12 protein-coding genes are annotated in these 14,891 nt (G+C 74.2%); 4 read left to right on the top strand and 8 right to left on the bottom strand.

From position 1 onward, the window contains the following. Positions 1 to 9 precede the first annotated feature (9 nt). Together D7M15_RS19985 and D7M15_RS19980 are read left to right on the top strand one after the other, a co-directional pair. Positions 10 to 1,032: a winged helix-turn-helix domain-containing protein gene (locus D7M15_RS19985; protein ID WP_121518764.1), complete on the top strand. Its 1,023-nt coding sequence runs from the start codon at positions 10 to 12 to the stop codon at positions 1,030 to 1,032. Between the two features lie 208 nt (positions 1,033 to 1,240). Next, the gene (locus D7M15_RS19980) at positions 1,241 to 3,043 is read left to right on the top strand and encodes a serine hydrolase domain-containing protein (protein WP_121521083.1); all 1,803 of its coding nucleotides are present in this window, start codon (positions 1,241 to 1,243) and stop codon (positions 3,041 to 3,043) included. Positions 3,044 to 3,110: 67 nt separating this feature from the next. On the opposite strand, the gene D7M15_RS19975 is transcribed toward D7M15_RS19980, so the two are convergent. The 5 genes from D7M15_RS19975 to glpX form a co-directional block, all read right to left on the bottom strand. Continuing rightward, complete coding sequence (locus D7M15_RS19975; protein ID WP_121518763.1) at positions 3,111 to 4,925, bottom strand: ATP-binding SpoIIE family protein phosphatase; 1,815 nt, start codon at positions 4,923 to 4,925, stop codon at positions 3,111 to 3,113. Positions 4,926 to 5,103: 178 nt separating this feature from the next. After that, the gene (locus tag D7M15_RS19970) at positions 5,104 to 7,677 is read right to left on the bottom strand and encodes a SpoIIE family protein phosphatase (protein ID WP_240649388.1); all 2,574 of its coding nucleotides are present in this window, start codon (positions 7,675 to 7,677) and stop codon (positions 5,104 to 5,106) included. An 88-nt stretch (positions 7,678 to 7,765) separates the two neighbouring features. Continuing rightward, positions 7,766 to 8,026: a hypothetical protein gene (locus D7M15_RS29170; protein WP_240649387.1), complete on the bottom strand. Its 261-nt coding sequence runs from the start codon at positions 8,024 to 8,026 to the stop codon at positions 7,766 to 7,768. A gap of 116 nt (positions 8,027 to 8,142) precedes the next feature. Continuing rightward, positions 8,143 to 8,895 (bottom strand): GntR family transcriptional regulator, encoded by a 753-nt coding sequence (locus D7M15_RS19960; RefSeq protein ID WP_121518762.1) that lies wholly within the window; start codon positions 8,893 to 8,895, stop codon positions 8,143 to 8,145. Between the two features lie 310 nt (positions 8,896 to 9,205). Beyond that, on the bottom strand, positions 9,206 to 10,264 hold the full coding sequence (gene glpX / locus D7M15_RS19955) for a class II fructose-bisphosphatase (protein WP_121518761.1): 1,059 nt from the start codon (positions 10,262 to 10,264) through the stop codon (positions 9,206 to 9,208). Positions 10,265 to 10,413: 149 nt separating this feature from the next. Here glpX and D7M15_RS19950 point away from each other — a divergent pair, with 149 nt between their 5' ends. Next, positions 10,414 to 10,962 (top strand): DUF4245 domain-containing protein, encoded by a 549-nt coding sequence (locus D7M15_RS19950; RefSeq protein ID WP_121521079.1) that lies wholly within the window; start codon positions 10,414 to 10,416, stop codon positions 10,960 to 10,962. Positions 10,963 to 11,040: 78 nt separating this feature from the next. Here the strand turns inward: D7M15_RS19950 and D7M15_RS19945 are convergent, their stop codons facing one another. Both D7M15_RS19945 and xseA read right to left on the bottom strand, forming a co-directional pair. Continuing rightward, a complete protein-coding gene (locus tag D7M15_RS19945; protein WP_165906298.1) occupies positions 11,041 to 11,379 on the bottom strand; it encodes an exodeoxyribonuclease VII small subunit in 339 nt (112 codons plus the stop codon). Positions 11,380 to 11,455: 76 nt separating this feature from the next. After that, on the bottom strand, positions 11,456 to 12,664 hold the full coding sequence (xseA, locus tag D7M15_RS19940) for an exodeoxyribonuclease VII large subunit (RefSeq protein ID WP_121518760.1): 1,209 nt from the start codon (positions 12,662 to 12,664) through the stop codon (positions 11,456 to 11,458). Between the two features lie 104 nt (positions 12,665 to 12,768). Between xseA and D7M15_RS19935 the strand changes: the two genes are divergently transcribed. Continuing rightward, positions 12,769 to 13,791 (top strand): 4-hydroxy-3-methylbut-2-enyl diphosphate reductase, encoded by a 1,023-nt coding sequence (locus D7M15_RS19935; RefSeq protein WP_121521077.1) that lies wholly within the window; start codon positions 12,769 to 12,771, stop codon positions 13,789 to 13,791. An 80-nt stretch (positions 13,792 to 13,871) separates the two neighbouring features. On the opposite strand, the gene D7M15_RS28255 is transcribed toward D7M15_RS19935, so the two are convergent. Further along, positions 13,872 to 14,567 (bottom strand): DUF6542 domain-containing protein, encoded by a 696-nt coding sequence (locus D7M15_RS28255; protein ID WP_127201778.1) that lies wholly within the window; start codon positions 14,565 to 14,567, stop codon positions 13,872 to 13,874. Between the last annotated feature and the right edge of the window lie 324 nt (positions 14,568 to 14,891).

Genomic DNA, 14,891 nt, shown 5'->3' with positions numbered 1-14,891 from the left:
GGGGGAGACATGCTGCGCGTCCACTTCACCGCGGGAGACCTGGCACGTACGAACGTCGCCGACGCGCCGGACCCGTTCTGGGAGTCCGTGCTGAGCCTGCACCGGCTGCGGCGGACCGAGGCCGATCCCGTACTCGCGGGCTGGCGGGAACACGTCCTCGCGCACGGCCGGAGCGCGCTGCGGCTGCTGCTGCCGCTCGTACCGGCGCACGGCTACTTCCCGGACTTCCTCACGCCCGCCGCGAGCACCGACGGGTTCGAGGCCGGGCTCGACGCGCTGCTGTCGACCCCGCGCGCCCGACTCCGCGAGCAGCTCGGGCGGCTGGCCGGAGCGGGGCCGCCCGACCCGTGGACGCGCACCCTGGCCGAGGGTTCCGGCCCGGCCGTACGCCGCCTCGGCGCGGCCCTGCGCGAGCACCGGGACCAGGCCCTCGGCCCGTCGTGGCCGCAGATCCGCGCGCGCGTCGAACAGGACCGCGCACGCCGGGCGCGCACGCAGTGGTACGAGGGCACGGACGCGCTGCTCCGTACGTTCGCGCCCGCCATGCGCTGGCGGGCCCCGGTGCTGGAGGTGGACTATCCCGTCGACCGCGACCTGCGTCTGGAGGGGCGCGGCATCCTGCTGATCCCGTCGTACTTCTGCCGCCGTACGCCCGTCGCGCTCGCCGACGCGGAGCTGCCGCCGACACTCGTGTACCCGGCGCAGGGGACGTGCGCCCGCGCGGAGCGCGCCGAGAGCGCGCCGCTCGCGCGCGACCTCGCGCGGCTGCTCGGGCACACGCGGGCGGCGGTGCTCCAGTCCCTCGGCGGCGACTGCACCACCAGCGAACTCGCCCGCCGGGCCGGTGTCTCCGTCTCGTCGGCCAGCGAGCACGCGGCCGTGCTGCGCGACGCCGGGCTGATCGTCAGCGACCGGCGGCGGAACCGCGTCCAGCACAGCCTCACGCCCGTCGGCCTGGCGCTGAGGGCGGGCGCCCGCGAGCTCGTCCCGCCCGCCGTCCGGTCGCCCGCCGTCCCGCCGCCCGGCACCTGACCGTGCGGGCCGTACGCGTGCCGCCCACGCCGGGCCCGTACGCGCGCCGCCACAGGTCCGACCAACGGAACCCCCGCCGACGGGTCCCGGTCCCCGCTCCGGCCGCGTACGCTGCGGGCCCGTGCCCTCGTACCCGAGGACGCGTACCCGGTGCCGCGCCGGAACCGGCACCGGCACCGGCCCGACCGACAGGGGGCAGCGCACCGTGATGAGACGTCGGCACTTCCTGGGCGCCGCGGGCGGCCTCGCCGCCCTGACCGGCCTGTCGGGGGCGGGCGTGCCCGCCGCGGCCGACTCCGCCCCCGTACGCGCGGGCGACACCGGGCCCCCCACCGTGACCCCCGGCGACCTGCGGTTCCGGCCGCGTACGCTGCGGCCCGGCGACGCGGCACGGGCGGGCCTGCTGGCGGAGCACGTGGCGCGGATGGTCCCGGCCGCCGCCGAGTACCTGCGGCCCGGCCCCGGCCGCCCGCACCCGTCCCACCCCGGCTTCGTGCTGCTCGCCGCGCGGGACGGCGTGATCGTGGAGCACGCCGCGCGGGGCCACGCGCTGCGGTACGAGAGCTGGGACGCCGCCGCCGGGAAGCCCGTGGAGCTGCCGCGCGACGCCTGGGTGCCGATGCGCGCGGACACCGTCTTCGACATGGCGTCGGTGTCAAAGCTGTTCACCTCGGTCGTGCTGGTCGCCCTGGCCAAGCAGGGCCTCGTCGACCTGGACGCGCCGGTGGCGCACCACCTCCCGGAGTTCGACCGCGCGGACCCGGCCAAGTCCGCGATCGTCGTACGGCAGTTGCTGACCCACACCACCGGCATGAAGTCCTGGCACGACCTGGGCCCGTACCCGGACAACGAGGCGCGGATGGCGGCGATCTACGCGCAGCCGCTGACGTTCGAGCCGGGCAGCGCGTACACGTACTCCGACCTGAACCTCATCACCGCCGGGCGGCTCGCCGAGGAGGTCACCGGTAAGGGCCTCGACCGGCTCGTCGCCCAACTCGTCACCGAACCGCTGGGCATGGCGGACACCGGCTACAACCCGCCCGCGTCACGGCTGGACCGGATCGCCGCCACCGAGTACCAACCGGCCCTCGGACGCGGCATGGTGCGCGGCTCCGTGCACGACGAGAACGCCTTCCACCTCGGCGGCGTCGCCGGGCACGCGGGCGTCTTCTCGACCGCCGCCGACATGGCCGTCCTGGGGCAGGCGGTGCTCAACGGCGGTACGTACGGCGGGCACCGCGTGCTCGGTGAACCCTGGGTGCGGAGGCTGCTCACCAACCAGAACCCGGACCTGGGCGCGGAGGCCGCCCGCGGTCTCGGCTGGCAGCTCGACCAGCGTTTCTTCATGGACGCCCTGACCTCACCCGTCTCCTTCGGCCACACCGGCTTCACCGGCACCAGCCTGGTGGGCGACCCGCTGTCCGGCAGCCTGCTCGTCCTGCTCACCAACCGCGTGCACCCGACCCGCGAGTGGGGCGCCACCAGCGACTACCGCCGCGCCCCCGCCCGGCACCTGGCCCGCGCGCTGCCGGTGCGTACGGGCGACCGCCGCGCCGCCTGGTTCTCCGGTCAGCGCGACGGGGCGACCGCGACGCTGCTGGTGCCGCTCGCGCGTGCGGGCGGGGACGACCCGTCGCTGGACTTCCGCCTCTGGTACGACACCGAGCCGACCGACACCTGCGCCGTGGAGGCCAGCACCGACGGGGGCTCCACCTGGCGGCCGGTGCCGCTGGAGTTCCGCGCGGACGGGCACCGCTGGCAGGGCTCCGGCACCGGCGCGGGCACCTTCTCCGGCTTTTCCGGCCGCCGTTGGGCGCGCGCGAGCGCGCCGCTGCCCGCCGGAGTGACGTCCGTACGGTGGCGGTACACGACGGACGGCGAGCAGCAGGGCCGCGGGGTGTACGTGACGGGCGTACGGGTGCTGGACGGGCGGCGGCCGGTGTTCCTGAGCGACCGGCCGCGGGACAACGCCCGTATCCGCGCGGAGGGTTGGGCGGAGTCCACGGACTGACGGGCCGGGGCCGCACACGGGCGGGGTCGGAGGGGGGCCGAAGTGCGCCCGCCGCGGCGGCCCGCGCTCAGAACAGGCTGAGCAGCGCCTCCGTCGGGTCGACCGGCTTCGCGCCCGCCTCCGGGAGCCGCTGCTCGAACCAGACCGTCTTGCCGTGCGGGGTCCGCCTGCTCCCCCACGCCTCGCTGAGCAGCCCGACCAGTTGGAGCCCGCGCCCGCCCTCGTCCGTGGCCCGCGCGCGCCTGCGCCGGGGCTGGACCAGGCCCGCGTCCCACACCTCGCACACGAGGGTGCGGTCCAGCAGCAGCCGCAGCCGGATCTCACCCTCGCCGTGCCGGAGGGCGTTGGTCACCAGCTCGCTGACGAGCAGCTCCGTGGTGTCCGCGAGGTCCCCCAACTGCCAGGCGGTGAGCTGGTCGCGGGCCAGTTCGCGGGCGCGGGACACCGAGCGCGGCTCGGAGGGCAGCCGCCAGTCGCCCACGGCGGAGGACGGCAGGCCGTGCACGCGGGCGACGAGGAGGGCGATGTCGTCCTCGCCGTGGTGCACGTTCAGCCGGTTCAGCACCCGGTCCGCGACGTCCTCCAGGGCGGGCGGCGGGTCGGCGAGGGCCGTACGGAACGCGGTCAGGCCCTCGTCCAGCGGGTGGTCGCGGGACTCGACGAGCCCGTCGGTGTAGAGGGCGAGCAGCGCGCCGTCGGGGAGTTCGACCTCGATCTGCTCGAACGGTTCGCCACCGACGCCGAGCGGGACGCCCTTGGGGACCTCCAGCAGCAGCGCGGAACCGCCCTGGTCCTCCGGTTCGAGGAGGATGGGCGGCAGATGACCCGCGTTGGCGAAGGTGCAGCGGCGGGTGACGGGGTCGTAGACGGCGTACGCGCACGTGGCGAGGTACACCTCGGCCAGGTCCTCCGCCCCCGCGCGCTGCTTGCGGGCGTGACGGCCCCTGCCCTCGGACGGGGGCGCCCCGAGGCCGAGCGCGATCTCGTCCAACGCGGTGAGCACCTCGGCCGGTTCGAGGTCGAGCAGCGCCAACGTCCGTACGGCCGTACGCAGTTCGCCCATCGCCACGGCGGCCCGCAGCCCGCGCCCCATCACGTCGCCGACGACCAACGCGGTGCGGTGTCCGGGGAGTTCGAGGACGTCGAACCAGTCGCCGCCCACCTCCGTGGCCGGATTGCCCGGCAGGTAGCGGCAGGCGATGTCGAGCCCGGCGGCCTCCGGGTTGCCGGGCGGCAGCAGGCTGCGCTGGAGGATGAGGGCGCGCTCGTGCTCGCGGCGGTACAGCCGGGCGTTGTCGATGCAGACGGCGGCGCGCGCGGCGAGTTCGGCGGCGAGCGCCGCGTCCCGTTCCCCGAACGGCTCGCTGCCCTTGGCCCGCGAGAACTGCACCAGCCCCAGCACCCGTTCACGCGCCGCCATCGGCACGGAAAGCGTCGACTGCACCACCGTGCCGAACTGCGCCGGTACGGAGCCGTCCTGGCCGCCGGTGTGCTGGACCCGGCCCGTACGGAGGGCTTCCGCGCTCGCCGAGTGGGAGGCGTAGCTGTGCGTGGAACCGACCGTGATCGGGTTCGCCTCCGCCTCGTCGTACGAGGACAGCGCCAGCGGCGCGTCGGACACGGAGCTGGCGAAGCCGACCCGGCGCAGCTTCCCGTCCCGGCCGGGACCGGCGGCGTGCGGCTCGTCACCGGCCAGCACGTCCTCGTACAGGTCCACGGAGGCGAGGTCGCAGAACTGCGGGACGGCGACGTCGAGCAGTTCGCGGGCCGTGGTCTCCAGGTCGAGGGAGTTCCCGATGCGCGCGCCCGCCGCGTTCAGGAGTGCGAGCGCGCGGCGTACGTCGTCCGGCTTGCCGGCCGCCTCGACTGGGATGTCACTCAACGCCGCCCCTTCCCGTCCCCGGTGTGTTCGCCGGTCGGAGCAGTCTCGCAGGCGCGGGCCGAACGGGACATGCTCTTCGCGATCACTGCACGAATTGTCGTCGGTTGCGACAGAATCCGGGCCACCCGGGACACCTCCGTGCCTCGTTCCCTGCCATCCGTCAGCTTTCCCCTCTCTCCTAACCCGGCAGAGGGAGCTCGAACCAGACAGTTTTCCCCAACGCGCCGTGCCGGGTACCCCATCGACGGGATTCACGCGCCACCAGCTGTATGCCGCGCCCGCCTTCGTCCTCCTCCGTGGCGTTCCGTACGCGCGGCGGGTCGGGCAGCGGATCGGACACCTCGACGAGCAGCGACGTGCCCCGCACCATCCGTACGCCCACGGGGCCGTGGGCGTAGCGCAGGGAGTTGGTCACCAACTCGCTGACGAGCAGCACCGCTTCGTCCACGACGGCGTCGAGCCCCCAGTCGAGGAGCGCGTCGCGGACGGCGGCGCGGGCACGGCGTACGGCGTAACTGCCCGCGGAGAACGTCCAGGAGGCGGAGCTGCCCTCGGGAAGGCCGCCGAGCTTTGCCATCAACAGCGCGGCGTCGTCGGCCGAACCGGGCGGGCGGCCGGAGCCGGACGGGCCCGGCGGGTGGGGGGCGCGGGACGTGCCGGGCGCCTCGGAGATGAGGAGGGTGGCGACGACCTCGTCGCAGGCGTCCTCCAGGGTGGGTTCGGGGCGTTCGGCGCCGAGGAGGGCGCGGAGGCGTTCGATGCCGACGGTGATGTCCTCGCCGCGGCGCTCCACGAGCCCGTCGGTGTAGAGCACCAGCACGGCGCCCTCCTCCACCTCCAGTTCGACCGACTCGAAGGCGGCGGTCTCCACGCCGCCCCCGCCGACGCCCAGCGGCGCGCCCGACGGCAGCTCCACGGCGTCCGCGTGCCAACCGCCGCCCTGCCGGGGGCGCAGCAGCAGCGGCGGCAGGTGCCCGGCCTTCGCGAGGGTGCAGCGGCGGGTGGACGGGTCGTGGACGGCGTACAGGCAGGTGGCCATGAGCGGGTCGTCGGGGCCCTGCGCGAGGTCGTCGGCCAAGTCGTTGACGCGGCGCAGCAGTTCGTCCGGCGGCAGGTCGAGACCGGCCAGGGTGCGTACGGCCGTCCGCAGCCGCCCCATCGTCGCGGCCGCCCGCAGCCCGTGCCCGACCACGTCACCGACGACGAACGCGACCCGCCCGCCAGCCAGCGGGATCACGTCGAACCAGTCGCCGCCCACCTCCGTCCCGGTGCTCCCCGGCACGTAGCGGTACGCGACGCCCACTCCCGGCGGCGCGGGCACCCGCTGCGGCAGCAGGCTGCGTTGCAGCATCAGCGCGCCCTCGCGCTCGCGGGCGTACAGACGGGCGTTGTCGAGGGATGTGCCCGCGCGGTCGGCGACGTCCATGGTGAGCGTCATGTCGTCGCGGTCGAACGGGTCGCGCCCGTCGGCCCGGCTGATCACCAGCAGCCCGAGCACGATGCCGCGGGCCCGCAGCGGCGCGATCAGCAGCGAGTGGACCCCGAGGTCGAGCGCCGCCTGCACCTTCGGGTCGCCGGGGTACGTCGCGACCCGCAACTCCTCCTGCGACTCGATGAGATGGGGCTCCCCGGTGCTGAGCGTCCGGCCGAAGTGCGAACGCGGCTCGAAGGCGATGTCCTGCCCGGCCCGCAGCATCCGTTCCACCGCGGGCCCGCGCTGCTTCGCCGCCACCCCGAGCTGGAGCAGCGGCGTACCCGCGCCGGGGTCCGTGGCCGGGAGGTCGCCGCCGTGGACGAGCGGGCCGATCAGCATCACCCCCGCGTAGTCCGCGAACCGCGGCACCAGCGCGTACGCGAGCGCCCGCGCGATCCGCGGCACGTCCAGCAGGTCACCGAGCGCGACCCCGACGTGGTCGAGCAACGCGAGCCGCTGCCGGGCCCGTTCGATCTTCGCGAGCGCGTGACGGCGCTCGGACACGTCCATCACGGTGCAGCTCAGCCCGAGGACGTGGCCCAGGTCGTCGGTGAGCCTGCTGTACGAGGCGGAGCGGGCGCCGCCGTCGGGCGCGGAGGTCACCATGTCGACGATGGGACGGCCGGTGCGCAGGACGACGTTCTGGAGGCGCTGGATCTCCGCGGCCATGTCGGGCGGCAGCGTCTCGTACACGGTCCGGCCCACGTGGTCGCGGACGGGCAGCCGGTTCAGCCGGGCCAGCGCCTCGTTGACGCGGAGGTAGCGCAGCTCGGTGTCGAAGAGGGCGATGCCCAGCGGCGAGGAGTCGAAGAGGGCGCCGAGCGCGGCGAGGTCCTGCTCGATCGACCGCAGTCGGCCGGTCTCCGCGATGCTGGCGACGCAGTACGCGGTGCCGTGGCCGTCGTGCAGCAGCGCGGCGCGGATCTCGATCTCGACGCGGTGGCCTTCGAGGTGGCGGGCGTGCAGGACGCCGCGCCAGGTCCGGTCGCTGCGCAGGGTGTCGTAGATGCCGCGGGCCAGTTCGGCGGGGGTATCGGCCCCGGTGGGGGCGAGCAGGGTCTCGACCTGGCGGCCCGCGAGGCGGCCGGGCGGCCAGCCGAGGATCTCCTCGGCCGCCGGGCTCCACAGCTGGACGCGGCCGCGGGCGTCGATCATGACCACGCCGACGTGCAGCGTGTCGAGCAGGGACGAGACCGTCTCGTGCGAGGAGCCGGGCGCCGTCCCGTCGAGATCACCGGGCGGGCGTGCGGCGCCCTCCGGTCCAGCGGTGTCTGCCACGCCGCCCACGTCCCCGATCGGGTACAGAGGTGGCCGGGAAAGTCCGGCCAAGTAGGACTAAGACCCACATACCCGAATTTGACCGCGATCAGCCGCGATCCGCTCCTTCGACGGTCCGGCTTTCGACCAGATAGCTGTCAGCGTCACCGTCCGACCCCGCGCACGGTCCGGACCGCGACCCCGCGCCGCCCGCCGGAACGGGTCCGGCCCGGCGGCCGAGCCGGGCCGCGATCTGTTCCGCCTCACCGCGGGTGGCATAGCTGCCCACGCGGTAGCGGTTGCCGTGCCCGTCCTGACGTATGAGGAGCCAGGGCAGCACGGGACTGCTGTCGCCGCTCGCACTTCGCATATGCCGGAGCCTACGCGTCTGAACTCACGCAGTGCATTCAACTTTGCACAAAGGGCAAACATTTTCGGCCAGATGTTCGCCCACCCGAACCGGAGCTGTCGCGGGCCGTGGCCGCCTCACTTCACCGGCAGGTGGTACGTGGCGCGGAAGCGGTCCGCCGGGATCACCACGTCCGCCGTCTCCACCGGCTGCCGTCCCGCGAAGTACGTGCGCTGGATCACCAGCAACGCGTGCCCGGGGACCCCGCCCAGCAGCATCGTCTCCTCGGCCAATCCCGGCCGGGCGCCGACCTCCTCGACCACGTTGTCCACCACCACGTCGATGGCGGCCATCCGCTCCACCACGCCCTGGCCCGCCAACGGCCCCTCCTCGGGCAGCATCACGGGCGTACGACCGGTGACCGACAGCGGCTCCCACGAGGTGGAGAGCATCGTCGGCTCGCCCTCCGAACGGAACACGTACCGCGTACGCATCACCCGCCCGCCCTGCTCGACGCCGAGCCGCGCCGCGATCGCCGGGGTGGCCTCCTCCTGCTCGCTGCGCGCCTCCCAGGTGCCCCGCACCCGTTCGTCCGCCTGCTCCTGGCGGAACGGGCTGGCGTCGGGCACCGAGCGGTACGCGGCGCGGGCGATGCCGCGCGGCGCCAACTGCTCGCGCACGTACGTCCCCGAGCCGGACCGGCCCTCGACGAGGCCCTCCGCCATGAGCACCTTGCGCGCCTCCAGCGCGACGGTGTCCGATACGCCGTACTGCTCGCGGATGCGCGCCTGGGAGGGCAGGCGGGTGTGAGGCGCCAGCTTCCCGTCGACAATCTTCTGGCGCAGATCGCCGGCGACACGCAGATACGCGGGCTGCTCACCGAATGGCACGTGCCCCTCCCAACAGGTTGACCGTGTGCGACAGCCTGGCAACCCAGGGTGGCGAGCGCAAGAGTCGGCCAAAGATTCACCCGAAGTGATGACCTGCTGTTCAGGGCACCTTCACCGGACCGTGAAGCCCTTCACAAACCCGGCCGAACCCTCCCCGAAACGAACCGAGGCGAACCGAAGCGACCGCGTTCCGCTACGGGGTCGGACCGAAGTGATCTTCAACCGCTCCGAAGAAGTCGCGAACGGTCACCCGGCCCCGTACGGCACGCGCGTCCACCGCCCTCGTACGCCGCGGGTCACCGCGCCCCGCTCACCGCGCCCGGTCGAAGTCCACCGCGCTGTACGCGCGCAGCTTCGCCAGCTGGTGCGTCGAGTCGATCTGCCGGATGGTGCCCGACTTGGACCGCATGACGAGCGACTGCGTGTACGCGGTCTCCGCGCGGTAGCGCACCCCGCGCAGCAGGTCGCCGTCCGTGATCCCGGTGGCCACGAAGAAGACGTTCTCGCCGGCCACCAGGTCCTCGGTCTGGAGCACGCGGTCCAGGTCGTGCCCCGCGTCCAGCGCGCGCCGCCGCTCCTCCTCATCCTTCGGCCAGAGCTTGCCCTGGAGCACACCACCCAGGCACTTGATCGCGCAGGCCGTGATGATGCCCTCGGGGGTGCCGCCCACGCCCAGCAGCATGTCGACGCCGGTCCCCTCCCGTACGGCCATGATCGCGCCCGCCACGTCGCCGTCCGCGATGAACTTGATGCGCGCCCCGGCCTCGCGGATCTCCCGGACGTTCCCGTCGTGCCGCGGCCGGTCCAGCACGACGACCGTGACGTCCCCGGGGGTGAGGCCCTTGGCCTTCGCGACGCGCCGCACGTTGACCGACGCCGGGGCGTTGATGTCGACGAACTCCGCGGCCTCGGGCCCGGTGACGAGCTTGTCCATGTAGAAGACCGCGGAGGGGTCGAACATCGCGCCCCGTTCGGCCACCGCCAGCACCGAGACGGCGTTGGCCATGCCCTTCGCGGTGAGCGTGGTGCCGTCGACCGGGTCCACGGCGACGTCGCACTCCGCGCCGGTCCCGTCGCCCACCCGCTCGCCGTTGAACAGCATCGGCGCCTCGTCCTTCTCGCCCTCCCCGATGACGACGACGCCGTTCATCGAGACCGTCGAGACCAGGGTGCGCATCGCCTTCACGGCGGCACCGTCCGCGCCGTTCTTGTCGCCGCGACCGACCCAGCGGCCCGAGGCCATGGCACCGGCCTCGGTGACGCGTACGAGTTCGAGCGCGAGGTTCCGGTCGGGCGCCTCCGGGCTGACCTCCAGTGGCGAGGGGAGCTGGTGGTGTTCCGTCCGGCGTTCCGTCTGGTGTTCCGTCATCGGGACGCACCTTTCTCCGCGGCGGCGGCCGCACGGGCGAGGGTTCCCCGACTGTACCGAGCCGCCGCCAGAATGAGCAGACCACCCCACGTTTGAGCACCCGCCGGGAGCAGCGGCCCGGGGGCCCCGTGGCCGGGCGCGACATGGCCATGGGAGACGATGGGGGTGTGGCAGCAGACAAGAAGCGCGGCACCCAGACGGCGCGGGACATGGTCCTCTCGCTCGTCGTGATCACCCTCTTCGCCGGGCTGATCTACCTGTTCGTCCCGCACGACGAGGACAAGGACCCGGTCAAGACGGTCGGTTACGGCATCGAGGTGAGCACGGCCCGCCGCGCCGCCCCGTACCCGGTGGCGGCCCCCGAGGGGCTGTCCGACGAGTGGCGCGCCACTTCCGTGCGCTACGAGGGCACCGGCGACCACGGCGCCGCCTGGCACCTCGGCTTCCTGGCGCCGGGCGAGGAGTACGCCGCGGTGGAACAGAGCGACGGCCCCGCCGGCCCGTTCGTCCGGTCCGTCACGCAGGGCGCGCGGAAGACCGCGAAGACGGAGCGCGTCGGCGGCGAGGAGTGGACCCGCTACGAGGGCGGGAAGTACGACGCCCTGGTCCGTACGGAGTCCGGCGCGACGACCGTGGTCACCGGCACCGCCCCGCTCGACCGGCTGACGGAACTGGCGGCGGCGCTCCGTACGGAGTGACACCGCGCGAGGTGACGCCGGGCGAGGTGGCGGCCGGAGCGAGCCGAGGCGTACGGGCCGTACGGGCCGGGGCGCGGCTCAGCTGACACCGGCCGCCGTTCTGGCCGCGCCCTCGTCGTCCCCGTCGCCGTCCTCGTCGTCGTCCGCCTCCGCGCCGTCCCCACCGTCCAGCGCGTCGTCCTCGTCGTCCTCGGCCTCGTCCGCTCCGGCGTCCGCCTCCAGCACCGCGTCCAGCCGGGCCCGCGCGCCCTCCAGCCAGTCGCGGCAGACGCGCGCCAGCTCCTCGCCCCGCTCCCACAGTGCGAGCGACTCCTCCAGCGTCGAACCGCCCGCTTCGAGCCGCTGCACCACCTCGACCAGCTCACCGCGCGCCTGCTCGTAACTCAACGTGGACCCCGTGGACTCATCCGTCGTCATGGCCCCCAGGCTAGGGGGTGCCTGTGACAACCCCGTCCGGCCGCGACGCGCCGCCGCGACCGTCCCGTCCCCGGCGTCACTCGGTCACCGTCACCCCGAACTCCCCCTCGGCCACCCGCGCCCGCAGCGCCGTCCCCGGCACCGCCTCGCCCGGTCTGCGGACCACGGAGCCGTCCGCGCGCTGGAGCACCGCGTACCCCCGCTCCAGCGTGGCCGCCGGGGAGAGCGCCACGACCCGCGCCCGTGTGTGCGCCAAGTCGTCCTCGGCGCGGTCCAGTCGGTGCCCGAACGTACGGCGGGCGCGTCCCAGCAGCGACGCGACGTCCTCCGCCCGGTCCTCGACGACGGCGTGCGGGTCGGCGAGCGCGGGTCTGCTGCGCACCTCGGCCAGGCCGCGTTCCTCGCGGTCCAGGAAGCCGTTGACGACCCGCCAGGCGCGCTCGCGCAGTGCCCGTACCCGCTCGTGCTCCTCCCCCACGTCCGGCACCGTCCGCTTCGCCGCGTCCGTCGGGGTCGACGCCCGCAGGTCCGCGACCAGGTCGAGGAGGGGCGCGTCGCGCTCGTGGCCGATCGCGGACACCACCGGCGTACGGCACGCGGCGACCGTCCGCACCAGCTCCTCGTCCGAGAACGGCAGCAGGTCCTCCAGGCTGCCGCCGCCCCGCGCCACGATGATCAGGTCCACCTCCGGCAGCGCGTCCAACTCCCGTACGGCGCCGACGACCTGCGGCACCGCGCGGGCGCCCTGCACCGCCACCTGGCGCACCTCGAAGCGGACGGCGGGCCAGCGGAGCGACGCGTTCCGCAGGACGTCGCGCTCCGCGTCCGAGGCGCGGCCCGTGACCAGGCCGATGCGCTGCGGCAGGAACGGGAGCGGCTTCTTCCGCTCCGCCGCGAACAGCCCCTCGGCGGCGAGCGTCCGCTTCAACTGCTCCAGCCGTACGAGCAGTTCACCGACGCCGACCGGCCGGACGCGCGCGGCGCGCAGCGAGAGCGTCCCCCTCGGCGCGTACCAGGACGGCTTGGCGTGGACCACCACCCGCGAGCCGTGCGTGACCGTCTCGGCGACCTCCTCGAACACGTCGGGCGGGCACACGACGTTGACCGAGACCTCGTGCGAGGGGTCGCGCAGCGTGAGGTAGACCCAGCTCTGCCGGGAGCGCCGGTTGAGCTGCGTGATCTGTCCCTCGACCCAGACCGCGCCGAGCCGGTTGATCCACTCACCGATGAGCCGGGACAGCTGCCCGACGGGCACCGGCGACTCGGCGGACGTTTGGAGTGCCATACAAAGAGGCTACGGCCCGTCACCGACAACTCCCCGTACCCGTCACGCCGTACGCCCCCGCCCCCGTGCACCGGCGGGCCGGGCGCCACGGCACGGCCCGTACGATGGGAGCCATGACCGCTACGCCCGTCAGCCGCCCCGCCGAGCGCCGGATCCTCCTCGCCGCCCCCCGTGGATACTGCGCGGGCGTGGACCGCGCGGTGATCGCGGTCGAGCAGGCTCTGGAGCAGTACGGCGCACCCGTGTACGTACGGCACGAGATCGTCCACAACAAGTACGTCGTGCAGAGCCTGGAGCAGAAGGGCGCGATCTTCGTCGACGAGGCGACGGACGTGCCGCCCGGCGAGATCGTGATCTTCTCCGCCCACGGCGTCGCCCCCACCGTCCACGAGGAGGCGGAACGCGGCGCCCTCGCGACCATCGACGCCACCTGCCCGCTGGTCACCAAGGTGCACAAGGAAGCGATCCGGTTCGCCAAGGACGACTACGACATCCTGCTCATCGGCCACGAGGGCCACGAGGAGGTCATCGGCACCAGCGGTGAGGCGCCCGACCACATCACGCTCGTGGACGGCCCGGAGGACGTGACGAACGTCGAGGTCCGCGACCCGGACAAGGTCGTCTGGCTGTCCCAGACCACCCTGTCCGTCGACGAGACGATGGAGACCGTCGAGGCGCTCCAGGGCCGCTACCCGAACCTGCTGAGCCCGCCCAGCGACGACATCTGCTACGCCACGCAGAACCGGCAGACCGCCATCAAGATGGTCGCCGCCGAGTCCGACCTCGTGCTGGTCGTCGGCTCCAAGAACTCCTCCAACTCCGTACGCCTCGTGGAGACCGCCCTCAACCACGGCGCCTCCGCGGGCCACCTCGTCGACAACGCGAGCGAGATCGACGAAGCCTGGCTGGACGGCGTCACCACGATCGGCCTGTCCTCGGGCGCCTCGGTGCCGGAGGTGCTGATCGACGGCGTGCTGGAGTGGTTGCGCGAGCGCGGCTGGGAGGGGCTGAAGGTCGTGCAGCCGGTGAAGGAGCACATGACGTTCTCGCTGCCCAAGGAGCTGCGCAGGGACCTGCGGGCGGAGGCGGCGGAGAAGCGGAAGCGGCACGTGGAGGACGCGGGCTGAGGGGTACGGGCGGGGGACGGCGCCGCCCTCCCGTACTTCAGGCCCGGCCCACCGTCGGCTCAGGCCCGGCCCTCCCGGCTTCAGGCCCGACCCACCGCCGCCGCCACGGCGCGCGCACGACGCCGCGCGCGCCGGCGGCGTACGTACGCGATCCGGCGTACGAGCGCGATCACCCCGGCCACGCACGTACCGCCGTACACCCACCCCGCCTGCAACGACAGGCCTGAGACCAGCCCCATCACGGTGTTGCCGAAGCCCTCACCGCCGGGGCTGACGAAGAACAGCCCGGCCACGTACGCGAGCGGCGCCGCCACCGGCGCCCCGTACAGCTCCGCAGGCCGTACCCACCCGGCGGAGGCCGCGCTGACCAGCACGAAGAACACGCCGTAGACCGCGGGCGAACCGTCCAGGAGCAGCGCGTCGAGCGCGCCCACCACGGTCATCAGGAGCACGGCGAGCACGCCCGCGCCGAGCGCGGTCAGCCGCGGTGCGGGCAGCCGGGACATGGCGGTGGTGAGCGCCTCCCTGGAGGGCCTACGGGTCAGCACCCGGCGCAACGCGGCGCCCGGGACGGCGCGCGGCGCGCGCCCGGAGCGGGACGCGGCGGCGCGGGGGCGGCGCGCGCTGGGCGGCGCGGGCGCACGCGCGGGGCGCCCCTCGGGCGTCCGGCGCGGCTCACGGGCGGGCCGCAGCGGCCGGGGCGGCCTCGGCCTCCGGGCGGCCGGTACGGCCTGCTGGTCGCTCTGCGGGGTCGCCCGCGCGCTGTACGGCTCCACCGCACCAACGTAGGGCCCGCACCCCGCAGGGTTCCGGCATGGACACGCAGGGGGGATCATCTTGTCCTCCTGTTCGACGAATCGTGACCCAAACGGGTGTCGGAGGACGCGGAGCGGCGGGTGACGTACGGGCGCGGGGCCGGCCGGGTCGCGTACGGGCGCGGCGCGGGTGGCGCGGAACCCGGTCGCGTACGGGCGCGGGGCCGGCCGGGTCGCGTACACCCTTTCCGGGAGCCCGAGGCCCGCCCGTAGACTGGTGGATCGGTCCGCGTACGGCGGGCTCGTCCTCGCCAGGGTCCCACCCGGCCACGGTCCACTCGCTAC

The sequence above is a fragment of the Streptomyces sp. Z26 genome, assembly GCF_003665095.1.
Taxonomy (GTDB): domain Bacteria; phylum Actinomycetota; class Actinomycetes; order Streptomycetales; family Streptomycetaceae; genus Streptomyces; species Streptomyces phytohabitans.
Note: the sequence above shows the minus strand (reverse complement) of the source record. Positions and strands in the feature narration are given on the sequence as shown.

What these genes read in the sequence shown, in the direction of transcription:
- D7M15_RS19985 (WP_121518764.1), top strand. Translation starts at nt 10, where the DNA reads ATGCTGCGCGTCCACTTCACCGCGGGAGACCTGGCACGTACGAACGTC.
- D7M15_RS19980 (WP_121521083.1), top strand. Translation starts at nt 1,241, where the DNA reads ATGAGACGTCGGCACTTCCTGGGCGCCGCGGGCGGCCTCGCCGCCCTG.
- D7M15_RS29170 (WP_240649387.1), bottom strand. Translation starts at nt 8,026, where the DNA reads ATGCGAAGTGCGAGCGGCGACAGCAGTCCCGTGCTGCCCTGGCTCCTC.
- glpX (WP_121518761.1), bottom strand. Translation starts at nt 10,264, where the DNA reads ATGACGGAACACCAGACGGAACGCCGGACGGAACACCACCAGCTCCCC.
- D7M15_RS19950 (WP_121521079.1), top strand. Translation starts at nt 10,414, where the DNA reads ATGGGAGACGATGGGGGTGTGGCAGCAGACAAGAAGCGCGGCACCCAG.
- D7M15_RS19945 (WP_165906298.1), bottom strand. Translation starts at nt 11,379, where the DNA reads ATGACGACGGATGAGTCCACGGGGTCCACGTTGAGTTACGAGCAGGCG.
- xseA (WP_121518760.1), bottom strand. Translation starts at nt 12,664, where the DNA reads ATGGCACTCCAAACGTCCGCCGAGTCGCCGGTGCCCGTCGGGCAGCTG.
- D7M15_RS19935 (WP_121521077.1), top strand. Translation starts at nt 12,769, where the DNA reads ATGGGAGCCATGACCGCTACGCCCGTCAGCCGCCCCGCCGAGCGCCGG.